The sequence below is a fragment of the Petropleomorpha daqingensis genome (assembly GCF_013408985.1).
GTDB classification, from domain to species: Bacteria; Actinomycetota; Actinomycetes; order Mycobacteriales; family Geodermatophilaceae; genus Petropleomorpha; species Petropleomorpha daqingensis.
In genome coordinates this window covers 2,529,439-2,544,004 of the sequence record NZ_JACBZT010000001.1, presented here as the reverse complement: position 1 = coordinate 2,544,004, position 14,566 = coordinate 2,529,439, and the positions used below count along the sequence as shown (strand labels likewise).

At 74.3% G+C, this 14,566-nt stretch carries 19 protein-coding genes and 1 tRNA gene; 9 read left to right on the top strand and 11 right to left on the bottom strand.

What is annotated here, in order from left to right; translation table 11 throughout:
• Positions 1-84: 84 nt before the first annotated feature.
• The 3 genes from GGQ55_RS12600 to GGQ55_RS12590 are packed head-to-tail and all read left to right on the top strand — an operon-like array spanning position 85 to position 1,705.
• The gene (locus GGQ55_RS12600; protein WP_179717166.1) at positions 85-444 is read left to right on the top strand and encodes a VOC family protein; all 360 of its coding nucleotides are present in this window, start codon (positions 85-87) and stop codon (positions 442-444) included.
• Positions 441-860, top strand: coding sequence for a PaaI family thioesterase (locus tag GGQ55_RS12595; RefSeq protein ID WP_179717164.1), 420 nt, complete (start codon positions 441-443; stop codon positions 858-860). The genes GGQ55_RS12600 and GGQ55_RS12595 overlap by 4 nt, the downstream gene beginning before the upstream one ends.
• Complete coding sequence (locus tag GGQ55_RS12590) at positions 857-1,705, top strand: phosphotransferase (RefSeq protein WP_179717163.1); 849 nt, start codon at positions 857-859, stop codon at positions 1,703-1,705. The genes GGQ55_RS12595 and GGQ55_RS12590 overlap by 4 nt, the downstream gene beginning before the upstream one ends.
• A gap of 18 nt (positions 1,706-1,723) precedes the next feature.
• Here the strand turns inward: GGQ55_RS12590 and GGQ55_RS12585 are convergent, their stop codons facing one another.
• The 7 genes from GGQ55_RS12585 to GGQ55_RS12555 all read right to left on the bottom strand — a co-directional run bounded on the left by GGQ55_RS12585 (position 1,724) and on the right by GGQ55_RS12555 (position 5,825).
• Positions 1,724-2,641 (bottom strand): MSMEG_6728 family protein, encoded by a 918-nt coding sequence (locus tag GGQ55_RS12585; protein WP_179717161.1) that lies wholly within the window; start codon positions 2,639-2,641, stop codon positions 1,724-1,726.
• Positions 2,642-2,680: 39 nt separating this feature from the next.
• Positions 2,681-2,908 carry a biopolymer transporter Tol gene (locus GGQ55_RS12580; RefSeq protein WP_246323805.1) on the bottom strand — a complete coding sequence of 76 codons (228 nt, stop codon included), beginning with the start codon at positions 2,906-2,908 and terminating at the stop codon, positions 2,681-2,683.
• 72 nt (positions 2,909-2,980) lie between these two features.
• Positions 2,981-3,841, bottom strand: coding sequence for an NAD-dependent protein deacetylase (locus GGQ55_RS12575; protein WP_366489193.1), 861 nt, complete (start codon positions 3,839-3,841; stop codon positions 2,981-2,983).
• 41 nt (positions 3,842-3,882) lie between these two features.
• Complete coding sequence (locus GGQ55_RS12570) at positions 3,883-4,323, bottom strand: SRPBCC family protein (protein WP_179717157.1); 441 nt, start codon at positions 4,321-4,323, stop codon at positions 3,883-3,885.
• 21 nt (positions 4,324-4,344) lie between these two features.
• Entirely contained in the window at positions 4,345-4,668 is a 324-nt protein-coding gene (locus tag GGQ55_RS12565; protein ID WP_366489191.1) for a DUF2695 domain-containing protein, read from the bottom strand.
• A 71-nt stretch (positions 4,669-4,739) separates the two neighbouring features.
• Complete coding sequence (locus GGQ55_RS12560) at positions 4,740-5,438, bottom strand: haloacid dehalogenase type II (protein WP_179717155.1); 699 nt, start codon at positions 5,436-5,438, stop codon at positions 4,740-4,742.
• A gap of 3 nt (positions 5,439-5,441) precedes the next feature.
• Positions 5,442-5,825, bottom strand: a complete 384-nt coding sequence (locus GGQ55_RS12555) for a hypothetical protein (protein WP_179717153.1) — start codon at positions 5,823-5,825, stop codon at positions 5,442-5,444.
• A 125-nt stretch (positions 5,826-5,950) separates the two neighbouring features.
• Between GGQ55_RS12555 and GGQ55_RS12550 the strand changes: the two genes are divergently transcribed.
• Positions 5,951-7,873, top strand: a complete 1,923-nt coding sequence (locus GGQ55_RS12550; protein ID WP_179717151.1) for a PKD domain-containing protein — start codon at positions 5,951-5,953, stop codon at positions 7,871-7,873.
• Between the two features lie 22 nt (positions 7,874-7,895).
• Here the strand turns inward: GGQ55_RS12550 and GGQ55_RS12545 are convergent.
• The 3 genes from GGQ55_RS12545 to GGQ55_RS12535 form a co-directional block, all read right to left on the bottom strand.
• Positions 7,896-7,968: transfer RNA gene (locus tag GGQ55_RS12545), tRNA-Arg, on the bottom strand.
• Between the two features lie 91 nt (positions 7,969-8,059).
• Positions 8,060-8,404, bottom strand: coding sequence for a ClpX C4-type zinc finger protein (locus tag GGQ55_RS12540; protein WP_179717149.1), 345 nt, complete (start codon positions 8,402-8,404; stop codon positions 8,060-8,062).
• 18 nt (positions 8,405-8,422) lie between these two features.
• Complete coding sequence (locus GGQ55_RS12535) at positions 8,423-9,076, bottom strand: class I SAM-dependent DNA methyltransferase (RefSeq protein WP_179717147.1); 654 nt, start codon at positions 9,074-9,076, stop codon at positions 8,423-8,425.
• A gap of 244 nt (positions 9,077-9,320) precedes the next feature.
• Between GGQ55_RS12535 and GGQ55_RS12530 the strand changes: the two genes are divergently transcribed.
• From GGQ55_RS12530 to GGQ55_RS12515, 4 genes are all read left to right on the top strand, one after another.
• A complete protein-coding gene (locus tag GGQ55_RS12530) occupies positions 9,321-9,641 on the top strand; it encodes a GNAT family N-acetyltransferase (protein WP_179717145.1) in 321 nt (106 codons plus the stop codon).
• Positions 9,642-9,678: 37 nt separating this feature from the next.
• Positions 9,679-11,052: a cryptochrome/photolyase family protein gene (locus GGQ55_RS12525; RefSeq protein WP_179717143.1), complete on the top strand. Its 1,374-nt coding sequence runs from the start codon at positions 9,679-9,681 to the stop codon at positions 11,050-11,052.
• Positions 11,045-11,854, top strand: coding sequence for an Fpg/Nei family DNA glycosylase (locus tag GGQ55_RS12520; RefSeq protein WP_179717141.1), 810 nt, complete (start codon positions 11,045-11,047; stop codon positions 11,852-11,854). The genes GGQ55_RS12525 and GGQ55_RS12520 overlap by 8 nt, the downstream gene beginning before the upstream one ends.
• 64 nt (positions 11,855-11,918) lie before the next feature.
• Positions 11,919-12,746 (top strand): glycoside hydrolase family 25 domain-containing protein, encoded by an 828-nt coding sequence (locus GGQ55_RS12515; protein ID WP_179717139.1) that lies wholly within the window; start codon positions 11,919-11,921, stop codon positions 12,744-12,746.
• A gap of 3 nt (positions 12,747-12,749) precedes the next feature.
• Here GGQ55_RS12515 and GGQ55_RS12510 read toward each other — a convergent pair whose 3' ends face one another.
• Positions 12,750-13,058: a putative quinol monooxygenase gene (locus GGQ55_RS12510; protein ID WP_366489186.1), complete on the bottom strand. Its 309-nt coding sequence runs from the start codon at positions 13,056-13,058 to the stop codon at positions 12,750-12,752.
• 73 nt (positions 13,059-13,131) lie between these two features.
• On the opposite strand from GGQ55_RS12510, the gene GGQ55_RS12505 reads away from it, so the two are divergent.
• On the top strand, positions 13,132-14,544 hold the full coding sequence (locus tag GGQ55_RS12505) for an FAD-dependent oxidoreductase (protein WP_366489184.1): 1,413 nt from the start codon (positions 13,132-13,134) through the stop codon (positions 14,542-14,544).
• Positions 14,545-14,566 lie beyond the last annotated feature (22 nt).

The following is a 14,566-nucleotide window of genomic DNA, read 5'->3' as shown; positions in this document are numbered from 1 at the left end:
CCGCAGGCCGGGTGGCCGGATCTCGGCGACCGGCGACCGGTATCCGGCTGTCGCGCACGTGAGGAGTGTGGTGAGGATGGAGGCATGATCGGCCAGCTGCACTCCGTCGTCATCGACGCTCCGGACGCCCACGCGCTCGCCACCTTCTACGCCCAGCTGCTCGGCATGGACGTGACGGGCTCTCCCGGCGACGACTGGGTGGTGATCACCGGTGCCGGCTACCGGCTGGCCTTCCAGCAGGCCCCGGACCTGCAACCGCCGGACTGGCCCGATCCCGACCGGCCGCAGCAGTTCCACCTCGACGTCTACGTGCAGGACGTCGACGAGGCCGAGCCGAAGGCACTCGCCCTCGGCGCGCGGCGGTTGCCCGGTGAAGGCGGCGACTTCCGGGTCTACGCCGACCCGGTGGGTCACCCGTTCTGCCTGGTGTGGGACGCGGCATGAGCACCGGCTTCCCCTCCCCCGACCTGGCCAAGGCCAGCGCGTTCGTCGCCGCCTCCGGCTTCGAGGTCGCCGAGTTCAGCGGCACACGGGTGACCGGGCACGTCGACCTCGGTCCCGACCAGCACACCCCGTGGGGCGTGGTCCACGGCGGGGTCTACTGCACGGTGATCGAGTCAGCGGCCTCGATCGGGGCCAGCGCGGCCGTCGCCGAGCGCGGCCAGTTCGCGGTCGGCGTCAACAACCAGACCGACTTCCTGCGCCCGATGAACGAGGGACGGATCGACGTCGTCGCCGAGCCCATCCAGCAGGGCCGCACCCTGCAGCTCTGGCTGGTCACCCTGACCCGGGCGGACGACGGCAAGACCGTAGCCCGTGGCCAGGTACGGCTGCAGAACGTCGCCCTCCCCGGGGCGTGAGCCGCGTCGCGGCGGCCGTGGCCGCCGCCCGCGCGGTCGCGGCCGCCCACGGACTGCGCACCGACGACGCCCGGGTGCTCCACGACGGCGCGAACGTGGTCGTCGACCTCGCACCGGCACCCGTGGTGGCCCGGGTCGCGACCCTGACCGGCCGCCTCCGCGCGGAGGTCCGGGTGCCGTTCGGCCGGGAGGTCGCGCTGGCCACCGCCTTGACGGCGGCCGGCGCGGCGGTGGTGCCGCCGTCCGACCTGCTGCCGCCGGGCCCGCACGAGCACTCGGGCAGCGTGCTCTCCTTCTGGCGCCGCGTGGAGCTGCTGCCCGATCGGCCGACCCCGCAGGACGCCGGGCAGGCGCTCGCCGCCCTGCACGAGGTGCTCGCCGAGCTGCCGGCGCCGGCCACCCCGCCGCTGGACACCCCGCTCGACGACCTCGCCGCCTTCGCCGTGCGGGGCGCGGAGTGGGAGGTCCCCGAGCAGCAGTTGGACGCGCTGGCCCGGCGGCTGGACGCGCTCACTCCCCGGCTCGGTGGCCCGACCCGGGCCCTGCACGGCGATCCGCACCCCGGCAACCTGCTCGCCACCCCCGACGGCTGGGTCTGGGGCGATCTCGAGGACACCTCCACCGGCCCGGTGGAGTGGGACCTCGCCTGTCTGCGCCGCACCGGCCGGCTCGACGGCCGGGCAGCACTCGACTTCTTCCCCGGCGCCCCGACGGACGACGAGCTGGCCCCGTTCCTGGAGCTGCGCCGGCTGCACGCCGCCGTGTGGGGCGTGGTCATCGACGCCGAGCACCCGCGGTTCGGGCTCGACGGCCGGACCCGGCTGGCGGCGGCCCTCGCCGGTTGAGCCGGTGAGCCCGGTGGGTCAGCCGCCGACGTGCGCCGGGTCGAGGACGACGGAGAACAGCGCGCGCGGGTCCTGCAGGCTCGCCGGCGGACGCGCGGCAGCTCGCGGGACGACCCGGTCCCACCGCGCCGGGCGGCGGTGCGGCAGCAGCTCGCGCCCCTGGAACAGGTAGTCGCCCACGACCTCCCCGAGCAGCAGTCCCGCGCCGTGCTCGATCGGCAGCGCCACCGGATCGCCGGGCTTCACGTCGTCGAGGAAGGCCGAGAGCTGCCGCAGGTCCTTGGCCGGTCGCCGTCCGGACAGCTCCTTGGCCAGCGCGCGCAGCTCCGCCGGCGACAGGCCGGTGGCGTCGACGTCCACCCCCGACTGCGTGCCCACGCCCACCACCCCGGCGGCGAGGCAGGCGCCCAGCTCGTCGTGGGACCGCGGCCGGACCACCCAGACGCGCACCCCCTCGGGCTCCGGCGCGGGCGGGAGGTCGTCGGGATCGGGCCAGACGTAGGGCAGGTCGTCGGGTTCGGAGCCGAAGAGCTCGGTGAACCGCGGGCGGTAGAACCCCGGGTCCTTCGCCAGGAGGTTGGACCGGTGGGAGCGGTGCAGCGCCTCCTCACCCATCCACGACGGCAGCAACCCGTCGGCGGCCAGCTCCGCCTGCGGGCGGCCGACCACCTCGGGCGCGAACTCCGCGATCTGCGCGTGGGTCGTGTCGGCGAACCCCCGCTCGCGCCAGATCCGGACCATCGCCAGGCCGTAGGCGACCAGCGCCGGCGTGCGGCCCCGCCACATCAGGACGGCGGGGTGGTTGGCCCATCCGTAGTCCGGCAGCTCCAGCGCCCGCAGGATCTGCAGGGTCTCCACCCGCTGCTTGCCCAGGCGCGGGGAGTCCAGCAGCCGCGCGCTCTCCTCGAAGTCGGCCACCGGGACGAAGGTCTGCATCGCGGCCCATCCTCGCCGAGCCGGACCGACCCCGCCGGGTCAGCCGGCGTCGAGCTCGCGCAGGGCGTCCTCCCACCGGGCCCGGCGGGTGGTCTCGTCCTGGTCCCACCACGCCGGCCCGCGCTCGCCGAGCCCGGTCTTGGCCCGGTGCACGCGCGCCCGCGCCGCGGCGACGGCGGCCTCGTCCCCCGCCCGGCCGGCGCTGCGCACCGTCGCCCGGGCCTGCCCGAGGTGGTGCTGCAGGCGGGCCCGCACGTCCTGGGGCACCGCAGGGTCGGTCGCCCGCCACCGCCGGCCGTCGACGACGATCCAGCGCCCGTCCTCGGTGCGCTCCAGCGGTCAGCCCGACACTCGGGCGGCGAGGTCGGGCAGGACGACGCCGAGCGGCGCGTGGACGCGGACGTCGGCCTTCGCGTCGCCCCGCGTCGGGCCGACGTTGACGATCGCGACCGGGATGCCGGCCTTGGCGGCGCGCAGCACGAACCGGTAGCCGCTCATCACCGTCAACGACGAGCCGAGCACCAGCAGGCAGCCGGCGTCGTCGACGAGCTCGAAGCAGGTGTCGACCCGGTCGCGCGGGACGGTCTCGCCGAAGAAGACGACGTCGGGCTTGAGCGGTCCGGAGCCGCAGGCGGTGCAGTCCACCATCACGAAGCCGTCGAGGACCTCGTCGGGCAGCTCGGCGTCGCCGTCCGGGTTGATCTCGTCGGTCCGCGGGCCGAAGTCGGGGTTGGCCGCGCGCAGCCGCTCGTCGAGAGCGGCGCGGCCGGCGACGTCGCCGCAGGCCAGGCAGACCGTCCGGTCCAGCCCGCCGTGCAGCTCCACGACCTCCCGCGCACCGGCGGCCTGGTGCAGCCCGTCGACGTTCTGCGTGATCACACCCGAGACCAGACCGGCGTCCTGCAGCGCGGCCACTGCCCGGTGCCCGGCGTTCGGCCGGGCGCCGCGGATCTGCCGCCACCCGACGAAGCTGCGTGCCCAGTAGCGGTGGCGGCCGCGGGGGTCGCGGGTGAACGTCTGGTAGGTCATCGGCGTGTGCCGCCGCAGCGATCCGGTGGCACCGCGGTAGTCGGGGATCCCGGAGTCGGTGGACAGCCCGGCGCCGGAGAGCACCACCACGTCGCCGTCGGCGACCAGCCGCGCCAGCGCGTCGACCCCGAAGGACGGGAGGGTCTCCTCCAGGGAAGGTGCGGCGCTCACGCTCACCATCGTCCCTCGTCGGCGGCCGGCGTGCCGCGAGGTCAGGTCAGCTCGCGCTCGAGCCGGGTGAGCAGGTCGAGGTGCACGCGCCGCAGGCCCTTCGGCGCGAAGGTGCGCTCGAAGAAACCACCGATGCCCCCGGCGCCGTTCCAGGTCGTGCGCACCGCGACCGTCGTGACCCCCGCGTCGGCCGGACGGACCGTCCAGGTGGTCACCATCGAGGAGTTGGCGTCCCGCTCGACGAGGGTGTCCGCGTCGGTCTCGCTGACCTCGACCAGCTGGTCGCGCACGCGCTTGGAGGTGGCGGCGAACCGCCAGTGCACGCGTGTGCCGGCCCCGGTGCCACCGGCCTCCACCCGGTAGTCGCTGAACTGCTCCGGCATCGCGCGGCGGCGCGCGCCCTCGTAGTCGGAGAGGGCGGCCATCACCTGCTCGGCGGGGGCCCGGACGACGTGCTCGGCGGTGGCGACGACCTGGTTCATGGCCTCCAGTCTGCCCAGCGCTCACCACGAGGCCCGACCGAAGGACCCCCAGTTGTCGCACGGCGCCGACGCGCCGTCCGACCCGGCGCAGCGCTCCGGCGCGCGAAGCGCGGACTCGCGGTCGGTGAACAGCTCGCAGTCGCAGAGCGCGCCGCGGGCCGTCAGGCGGGCCTCGAGCCGCGTCGCCCGGGGTGCGCGCCGGTCCCGCCAGCGCAGAGCCCAGCGCAGCGTGCCGTCGCAGCCGAAGGCGCTGATCATCCGGTGCACGTAGCAGAGCACGCACTCGCCGGGCCGGGTGCTCATCGCCACCGCAGCGGCCCGCCAGTTCTCGTAGTCGTCGTCCACGCCGTCGGTCTATCGACGGGGACAGCTCCCGTGCCGTCTGCAATCCACAGGCGAGGCCGCCGTCCCCAGGTTCAGCAGCCCAGTTGCGCGGCGAGGTCGTCCAGGTCGTCGGCGACCACGAGTCCGGGCAGGTCCGGCGGGTCCTCCGGAACGCCGGTCCCCCACTCGTCGGGCCGGCGGACGAACAGCGGACGCAGCCCCACCGCTGCGGCGGCCTCCAGGTCGCCGGCGTGCGCGGCCACCATGCCGACCTCCTCCGGCGCGCAACCGAGCAGCTGCGCGCCGCGCAGGTACACCGCCGGATCGGGCTTGTACGAGGCCGCGAGCTCCGCCGACAGGACGGCGTCCACCCGCCAGCCGCCGAACCGGACCAGGTCGACGAGCAGCGCCACGTGCCCGTTGGACAGGGTCGCGGTGACGAACCCGCTGCGCAGGCGCTCCATCCCCGCGACGGTGTCCGGCCAGGGCCGCAATCGCCGCCAGGCCTGCACGAGCACCTCGCGGTCCGCGGCCGGCAGGTCGATGCCGTACCGGGTCAGGACGTCGTCCAGCGTCTCCCGCTGCAGCGCGTCGAGGTCGCGCCACGCCGGCTCCTTGCGCGCCCGCTCCAGCGCCGGCGGGTAGGCCCGCCGCCAGTCGTCCACCACGGCCGCCCAGTCGGCGTCCACGCCTGCGCGCAGCCCCGCCTCGGTCGCCGACGTGACCAGGCTGGACCGCCAGTCGACCAGCGTGCCGAACACGTCGAACACGAGCGCGCGCAGCTCGGCCACGACCTACTCCCTCGAGTCCTCGGCGTTGAGGTAGCTGCACCGGTAGCGGGCGTTGGCCAAGCCCTCGGTGAACCGCGCCTCCCAGGCCGGTTCGTCCGACGGGAAGGTCTCGAACACCCGCTCCTCCAGCACCGCTGGCTGCCCGTCGAGCCCGGTGTAGCCCCGGCGCAGCAGGATCCGCGTCGTCCCGTCGACCTCGTCGTGCGCCGCCGTCCACCGTGCCCGCGCGATCTGCTCGGCCACCCAGGCACGGTCACCGGCCGGGAGCCGCGGCGGCCCGCCGGCCGGCAGGCCGCGCTGGAACGCCCGGTAGGCACCCCACACCACGAACCCGATCAGCCCGATCACCAGGGCGACGAGCAGCACCTCGACCAGCCCCATCACCACGTCGCCGACGGTAGATCGGACGAGCGATACGCGCCGCACCCTCTTACGCGCCGCCGTCGCCGCAGCTAGCGTCCGCCGCCAACACAGCGGGGTCACAGATGCGTGCGCCCCCACGGGAGGCCGACATGCGGATCCGGACCATCGCCGAGCTCGCCGCCGTCCTGCTGCTGCTCGCGTTCGTGGGCGCATCCACCGCAGAAGGAGCGAACGAACCCGGCGTCGTGGAGTTCACCGCAGCCGGGGACTTCGCCCAGACCTCGGCGACCAGCGGCGTGCTCAACGGGATGAAGGCGGCCGACGCCGACCTCGCCCTCGCCCTCGGCGACCTGTCCTACGGGGTCACCGGGCAGGAGCAGTCCTGGTGCGACTTCGTCACCTCGCGGATGGGGGCCGGGTACCCGTTCGAGCTGATCTCGGGCAACCACGAGAGCAACGGGCAGAACGGCAACATCAACGACTTCTCCGCCTGCCTGCCCAACCAGCTGCCGGGCGTCGTCGGCACCTACGGGCGGCAGTGGTACGTCGACGTTCCGCGGGTGAACCCGCTGGTCCGGTTCGTGATGATCTCCCCCGGCATCCCGTTCGCGGCCGGCAACACCAGCTACGCCGCCGGCACCGCGCCCTACAACTGGACGTCGGCGGCCATCGACGGCGCCCGCAACCTGAGCATCCCGTGGGTGGTCGTCGGCATGCACGTGCCGTGCTGGTCGCAGGGTGAGTACGACTGCAGCGTCGACCCCGACCTGCGCGCACTGCTGCTGAACAAGAAGGTCGACCTCGTGCTCAGCGGCCACGAGCACCTGTACCAGCGGTCCAAGCAGCTCGCTCAGGGCCGGCCCGGGTGCACCACCATCCCGGTCGGCTCCTACGACGCCGACTGCGTCGTCGACTCCGACAGCGACCTCGTCGCCGGCGCCGGCACGGTCTGGGAGACGGTCGGCACGGGCGGCCAGGCGCTGCGGGCGGTGACGACGACCGACACCGAGTCGCCGTACTTCGCGTCGTCCGGGGGCTCCAACCTGGGCGGCTCGCACGGCTTCCTCGACGTCACGATCACCGCGGACGACCTCAGCGCGCAGTTCGTGGCGACCGACGGGACCTTCAACGACTCGTTCGCGATCCACCGCGGCCCGCCGCCGCCGAACCAGAACCCGGTCGCCGACTTCACCTCGACGACGTCCGGGCTGACCGCCTCCTTCACGTCGACGTCCACCGACGACGGGTCGATCACGAGCTACGCGTGGAACTTCGGCGACAGCTCGACCGGCAGCGGCCCAACGCCGCAGCACCCCTACGCCGCGGCGGGCACCTACGACGTGACGCTCACGGTCACCGACAACCTGGGTGCCACCGGGACGACGACGAAACAGGTGACGGTCACCCAACCCACGGGGCCGGTCGACTTCGCCACCGACACGTTCAACCGGAGCGTCTCGAACGGCTGGGGGACGGCGGACCTCGGCGGCACCTGGACGACCAGCGGGACGGCGGCCAACTTCTCGGTGACGCCGCAGACCGGCAGCATCGTGATCCCGGCCGCCGGGAACACCCGGTCGGTCTACCTGGGCAGCACCACCCGGACCGACACCGACTACCGGTTCACCCTGTCGCTGGACAAGGTGCCCACCGGCAGCGGCGCCTACCTCGACGTCGTCGGTCGCCGGGTCGGCACCAACACCGAGTACCGCGCGCGGATGGTGATGGCCTCGACCGGCCGGATCACCGTCCAGCTGACCGCGCTCAAGGGGACGTCGACGCCGGTCGCGATCGCCTCGGCGGTGACCCTCCCGACGACGATCACCTATGGCGCGAACACCCAGCTCAACGTCCGCATGCAGGTGACCGGCACCAGCCCGACGACGGTGCGGCTGAAGGTCTGGCCGGCGACCCAGACCGAGCCGACGGCGTGGCAGACGACGGGCACCGACACCTACGCAGCGCTGCAGGCGGCCGGAGCGGTGGGGCTGACCGCCTACCTGTCCAGCAGCGTGACCAACGTGCCGGTGACCGTGCGGCTGTCCAACCTGAGCGCCCGGCCCACCGCCTGACGCGAGGGTTCGAGCCTGCCGGTGCCCCCGGCAGGATTCGAACCTGCGACCTACCGCTTAGGAGGCGGGCGCTCTATCCCCTGAGCTACGAGGGCGGGACCGGGTTGAGCCTACGGGGAGGCTTTCCGACCTCGCGCATCGCCGCTCGTCCTGATCCGCGGTCAGTGCCCCGACACAGCGCGGGAGTCAGCCGGCGAAGCGCTCCCATGCGGACTGGCGCTTCATGCCGAGGGCAGCGCCGATCTTGTCCCAGGACAGCTCGCGACGCCGGGCCTCGGCCACCCAGGCGCGCAGGTCGTCGTCCACCTGGTCGCGGACGGCCTCGATGCGCGGCAGGTGGGCGAGCAGCGCCTCGTCGCCGACCTGCTCCCACATCGGCACGCGCGGCGCCGGGCCCGACGTCTTCTTGTCCTTGACCAACTGCGCGCACAGCGCGACGCACTCGTCGCAGATGAAGACCCCGGCGCCGGCGACCAGCGTGCCGACCGAGTCCGCGTCCTTGGTGCAGAACGAGCACCTGCTGTCAGGCATGTCCTGACAGCAGATGCGTCAGGCGTCTCCTGACAAGCGGGTCGCCAGCAGGTAGGCGCGCGGGCCGACCTCCACCCCGTCGTCGTCCGGCTGACGGACCGTCGACATCCGCACCGCCAGCCCGACCTCGGCGAGCTGCTCCGCGACGACGTCCGGTTGGTTGCGGTAGACGTGCAGGTCGATCGGGTGGCCGAGCCACTCCGTGCCGTGCCGGACCTCGTCGCCGACCTGGAACACCATCAGCAGCACCCCGCCGGGGGCGAGCACGCGCGCGAACTCCGCGAACACCACAGGCAGCTCCGCCCGCGGGATGTTGACGATCGAGTAGTACGCGACCAGCCCGGCGAGAGAGCCGTCGGGCAGGTCGAGCCCCAGCATCGAACCGACCGAGAACCGCACCGAGGGGTACGCCCGCTGCGCCACCTCCACCATCCCGGGCGACAGGTCGATGCCTGAGATGTCCAGCCCCAGCGACGTCAGGTGCGCCGTCACGTAGCCGGGCCCGCACCCGACGTCGACCACCGGTCCGTCGGGCACCAGCTCGGCGAACGCGCCGAGGAGGGCACGGTCCAGCGGCTTGCCGTCCAGCTCGTCGGAGAACGTCGCGGCATAGGCGCCGGCGACGGCGTCGAAGCTGGCACGGGTCTTCGTCACGAATACGGGCTCGCTCACGGGCGCATCCTCGGACCAGGTGCCGACAGACTCGGCCGGGCGTCACGGAACGCACCCGCCCGGATGCACAAGTGGTGCAGAGACGCACACAGACGGTTGACCACAACCGAAGCGGGGAACAGAACCCGACACCCGCTTCGTCGTTCATGCCAAAGAGCGTCGGAGCAGACAGCACGGGTTACCGTGCTCGGCACACGTGCCGTACCGGCAACGACGCCGGGCGACGGAAGGTGGAAGGCGCACGATGGAGACGAGCGTGGTCGACGTCCCCGAGCGGGGACGCTTCGAGATCCGGGTCGGGGACCGCACGGTCGGACTGGCGAGCTACCACATCGAGAACGGCACCATGGCCCTCCCGCACACCGAGGTGGACCCCGCCGTCGGCGGCCAGGGCATGGGCACGGCGCTGGTGGCAGGCGTGCTCTCGGCCGCCCGCGAGCGCGGCCTGCACGTGCTCCCCTACTGCTCCTTCGTGCGGCACTACATCCAGCAGCACCCCGAGGACGTCGACCTCGTCGCCGAGGACGACCGCGGCCACTTCGGCCTGGAGCCTGCCGCCCGCTGATCTGCAGATCGGTTGCGCCCCACCTAATCTGGCGGGCGTGCCGACGTCGCTGCTGTGGTTCCGCCGCGACCTCCGGCTCGCCGACCACCCGGCCCTGCTCGCCGCCCGCGACGCCGCCGGTCCCGACGGCGGCATCCTGCCGCTGTTCGTCGTCGACCCCCGGCTCTGGGAGCCGGCCGGCGGCCCGCGCCGGCAGTTCCTGCGCGACTGCCTCGCCGAGCTCGCCGCCGCCCTCGACGGCGCACTCGTCGTCCGGACCGGAGACCCGGCGGACGTCGTCCCCCGCCTGGTCCGCGAGATCGACGCCGGCAGCGTGCACGTCAGCGCCGACACCGGTCCCTACGGCCGCCGCCGGGACGCCGCGGTCGAGCGCGCCCTCGGCGACGTCCCGCTGGTCGGCACCGGGTCGCCGTACGCGGTGACGCCCGGCCGGCTCACCAAGGACGACGGCACGCCCTACAAGGTCTTCACGCCGTTCGCCCGCGCCTGGCGGGAGCACGGCTGGCGGGCGCCGGCCCCCCGCCCCCGCGCGCTCACCTGGGCCGGCGGCGTCGCCTCCGACGGCCTGCCACCCGCGCAGGAGCTGGACGGGGCGCGTCTCCCCGCCGCCGGGGAGGCCGCCGCCCGCGCCGCCTGGCGGCGGTTCCGCGACGAGCGGCTGGCCGGCTACGACGACGCCCGCAACCTGCCCGCGATCGACGGCACCAGCCGGCTATCGGTGCACCTCAAGTACGGCTGCGTGCACCCCCGCACGCTGCTGGCCGACCTCGCCGCCGCGGAGGCGCCCCGCGAGCACGTCCGCCGGTTCACCGACGAACTGGCGTGGCGCGACTTCTACGCCGACGTGCTCTGGCACCGCCCGGAGACCGCGCACGAGGCCTTCGACCGGCGGATGGCGCGGCTGGAGTACGACACCGGCCCGGACGCCGACGAGCGCTTCACGGCCTGGGCGCAGGGCCGCACCGGCTACCCGATCGTCGACGCCGGGATGCGCCAGCTGCTCGGTGAGGCGTGGATGCACAATCGGGTCCGCATGATCACCGCCTCGTTCCTCACCAAGGACCTGCACGTGGACTGGTGGCGCGGCGCCCGCCACTTCCTCGCCCACCTCGTCGACGGGGACCTCGCCAGCAACAACCACGGCTGGCAGTGGGTCGCCGGCACCGGCACCGACGCCTCGCCCTACTACCGGGTGTTCAACCCGGTGCGGCAGGGCCAGCAGTACGACCCGGACGGCGCGTACGTGCGCCGCTGGGTGCCCGAGCTGCGCGAGGTCCCGGACCGCTTCGTGCACGAGCCGTGGCGGGCGCCGGGCGGGGTGCCGGCCGGCTACCCCGAGCCGATCGTCGAGCACGCCGCCGAGCGGCAGGTCGCGCTGGCGCGCTACGAGGCGGTGCGCGCCGGTGCCTGAGGGCCACACCCTGCACCGGCTGGCCCGCCAGCAGACGGTGCTGTTCGCCGGCCGTCCCGTGCGCGTGAGCAGCCCGCAGGGCCGCTTCGCCGCCGGCGCGGAGCTGCTCGACGGCCGGGTGCTCGACCGCTCCACCGCCTACGGCAAGCACCTGTTCGGGGCGTTCGGCGGCGACGTCGTCCACGTGCACCTGGGCCTGTACGGCACGTTCACCACCGGCACCGGCGTCCCGCCGGCCCCGAAGGGGGCGCTGCGGATGCGCTGGGAGGGCGACGGGCCCGACGGCGGGGGCGTCTGGACCGACCTGCGCGGCGCGACCGCCTGCGAGGTGCTCACCCGGCCGGAGGTGACCGCGATCCTCGACCGGCTCGGCCCCGATCCGCTGCGCCGCGGGGCGGACGGCGGCCGCGCCTACCGGCGGATCGCCAAGAGCCGCACGCCGGTCGGCGCGCTGCTCATGGACCAGTCGGTGCTCGCCGGCGTCGGCAACGTGTACCGGGCCGAGCTGCTCTTCCGGCACCGGGTCTCGCCGTTCCGGCCCGGCCACGCGCTCGCCGAGGACGAGTGGGCGCGGATGTGGGCCGACCTCGTCGTCCTCATGCGGGCCGGGGTGAAGCTCGGGCGGATCGTCACCACCCTGCCCGCCGACCGCGCGCGCCGGCGCGGCCCGGTCGACCTCGCCGACGCGCACTACGTCTACCGGCGCACCGGCCTGCCCTGCCGCATCTGCGGGACGGAGGTCCGCACCGAGGAGATGGTCGGCCGGAACCTGTACTGGTGCCCGGTCTGCCAGGCGGTCTGAGGAGTCGTCCCACCCGTCTCGTCCGCCCCGCTGACCCCGCCGCTTCCGTGTACCGTCGCCGCCGATGAGCAGAGGGCCGCGCAGCCTGCTCGTCACGGGGATCGCCGCCGTCGCGGTGGCGCTGGGTCTGCCCGCGACGAGCGCTTCCGCCGCGCCCGCGAACTCCCCCACCGTCGGCTACGACGTCTCGCACCCGCAGTGCGGCAGGTCGCTGCCGACCGGCCAGGCGTTCGGCGTCGTCGGGGTCAACGGCGGGCTGGCCACCACCGCCAACTCCTGCCTGAACTCGCAGCTGCAGTGGGCCGCGCGGTCCACCGGCGTCGTTCCCGGCCAGCCGAAGGTGCAGCTCTACCTGAACACCGCCAACCCCGGCGAGATCCGCGACCTGGTCACCACCTGGCCGTCGAGCGGCAGCACGCCCTACGGCGCGTGCGACGGCCGCAACAGCACCGCCTGCTCGTGGCAGTACGGCTGGGAGCGGGCACGCAACTCGGTCTCGTCGATCTTCGTGCCGGCCGCGATGTCGGCCCGGGTGGATCCCTCCCCCGGCAGCTACACCTGGTGGCTGGACGTCGAGGCGGCGAACACCTGGCAGTCCGCGACATCGGCCGGGCAGGCCCGCAACCGGGCGACGCTCGAGGGCATGGCGGCCTACCTGCGCACCCGCGGCGGCGCGGTCGGCCTCTACGCCCTGCCGGCCGACTGGCAGGAGATCGCCGGCACGGTCACCTGGGACAGCAACCTCTACCGCCTGCCCAGCTGGCTGCCCGGGGCCGGCAGCCCGGCCGGGGCAACGGCGGCCTGCCACCGGGCACCGCTCACCAACGGCGGCCAGGTCACCCTGGCCCAGTACGTCAGCGGCGGCCTGGACGGCGACGTCTCCTGCGTCTGACGGCTACAGCCGGCCCTTCGCGGCGTCGCCGCCCGGCACCGCGGTGAGGGTCCGGACGTTCGGCGGCCCGGACACCTTGCCGGCCAGCGCGGACCCCAGCCGCGTGAGGGCCTCGGCCTTCGAGTGCACCGCCAGCGCCTCGGCGCTCTCCCACCGCTCGACCATGACGAACTCACCGGCGCCCTCGTGCAGCGCGTAGAGCTCGCAGCCGGGCTCCTCGTGCACCTGCGGGATCGCGGCCAGCACCGCCTCGCGAACGGCGTCCTCCTCGCCCGGCTTCGGGGTGATGGTGGCAACGACGACGACGGACACGGGTGACCTCCGGGACGACGGCGGGGCAGAGTGGCCTGGTGCACACTCGCCGCGTGAGGTCAGGATGCCAAACGTGACTACCGAGGGTGCCGAGCCAGGACCGTCCCCGTCCCCCGACCGCCCGCTGCGGGTGGCGGTGATCGGCGCCGGCCCCGCGGGCATCTACGCCGCCGACGCGCTGACCCGCCAGGACGACGTGCCGGTCGCCGTCGACCTGATCGACCGGCTGCCCACGCCGTTCGGCCTGGTCCGGCACGGGATCGCGCCCGACCACCCGAAGATGCGGGCGATCCGCGAGACGTTGCACCGCTTCCTCGACCACCCGCTGGTCCGCTTCGTCGGCAACGTCGACGTCGGCACCGACATCTCCATCGAGGACCTGCGCCGGCACGTCGACGCCGTCGTCTACACCTACGGCGCCTCGGTCGACCGGCACCTCGGCATCGAGGGCGAGGACCTGCCCGGCAGCCTCGCGGCGACCGACCTCGTCTCCTGGTACTGCGGGCACCCCGACGCCGACCGGACCACGGTCGAGGCCGCGCTGCGCGGTGCCCGCTCCGCCGTCGTCATCGGGGTCGGCAACGTGGCACTCGACGTCGCCCGCGTGCTGGCCCGCACCGGCGACGAGCTCGAGCCCACCGACATGCCGCAGCACGTGCTCGACGCGCTGGCCGGCGCGCCGGTGCAGGAGGTGACGATCCTCGGCCGTCGCGGCCCCGCGCAGGCGGCGTTCACCACCCAGGAGCTGCGCGAGCTGGACGGCCTGGCCGGTGCGACCGTGCTGGTCGACCCCAAGGACCTCGAGCTCGAGCCGGACGCCGAGGAGCGCGCCCAGGCCGACCGCGTGGTCAGCCGCAACCTCGCGGTGCTGCGCGAGTGGGCCACGCACGAGCTGGCGCCGGGCAAGATCCCGCTGCGGCTGCAGTTCTTCAGCCGGCCGGCGCGGTTCGTCGGCAGCGAGCGGATCGAGGCGGTCGAGATCGAGCGGACCGCCGTGGACGGCGACGGCCGCGCGTACGGCACCGGTGAGCTGGAGCTGCTGCCCGCCGACCTCGTCATCCGCTCCGTCGGCTACCGCGGCGTGCCGCTACCCGGCCTGCCGGTCGACGAGCGCTCGGGCACGGTGACCAACGAGGACGGCCGGGTGCTCCGCGACGGCGCGGTGTCGCCGGGCGAGTACGTGGCCGGCTGGATCAAGCGCGGACCGACCGGCGTCGTCGGCACCAACAAGCACGACGCGCGCGAGACGATCGCCGCGCTGCTGGCCGACGCCGCCGACGGCACGCTGCGGGTGGGCGGGCCGGTCGACGACCTGGTGCAGACGCTGATCGCCCGCGGCGGTGAGCCGGTGCTGCTCGAGGACTGGCGGGCCATCGACGCCGCCGAGGTCGCGCTCGGCGAGACCCGGGGGCGGGCGCGCACCACGCTGCACGAGTGGGACTCGCTGCTCGCCGCCGTGCGGGCGGCCGCCGCCTCCCCCCGCTGACCCTCGCGGTGCGGTCGTCGCC

What these genes read in the sequence shown, in the direction of transcription:
- GGQ55_RS12600 (WP_179717166.1), top strand. Translation starts at nt 85, where the DNA reads ATGATCGGCCAGCTGCACTCCGTCGTCATCGACGCTCCGGACGCCCAC.
- GGQ55_RS12595 (WP_179717164.1), top strand. Translation starts at nt 441, where the DNA reads ATGAGCACCGGCTTCCCCTCCCCCGACCTGGCCAAGGCCAGCGCGTTC.
- GGQ55_RS12585 (WP_179717161.1), bottom strand. Translation starts at nt 2,641, where the DNA reads ATGCAGACCTTCGTCCCGGTGGCCGACTTCGAGGAGAGCGCGCGGCTG.
- GGQ55_RS12570 (WP_179717157.1), bottom strand. Translation starts at nt 4,323, where the DNA reads ATGAACCAGGTCGTCGCCACCGCCGAGCACGTCGTCCGGGCCCCCGCC.
- GGQ55_RS12550 (WP_179717151.1), top strand. Translation starts at nt 5,951, where the DNA reads ATGCGGATCCGGACCATCGCCGAGCTCGCCGCCGTCCTGCTGCTGCTC.
- GGQ55_RS12540 (WP_179717149.1), bottom strand. Translation starts at nt 8,404, where the DNA reads ATGCCTGACAGCAGGTGCTCGTTCTGCACCAAGGACGCGGACTCGGTC.
- GGQ55_RS12530 (WP_179717145.1), top strand. Translation starts at nt 9,321, where the DNA reads ATGGAGACGAGCGTGGTCGACGTCCCCGAGCGGGGACGCTTCGAGATC.
- GGQ55_RS12515 (WP_179717139.1), top strand. Translation starts at nt 11,919, where the DNA reads ATGAGCAGAGGGCCGCGCAGCCTGCTCGTCACGGGGATCGCCGCCGTC.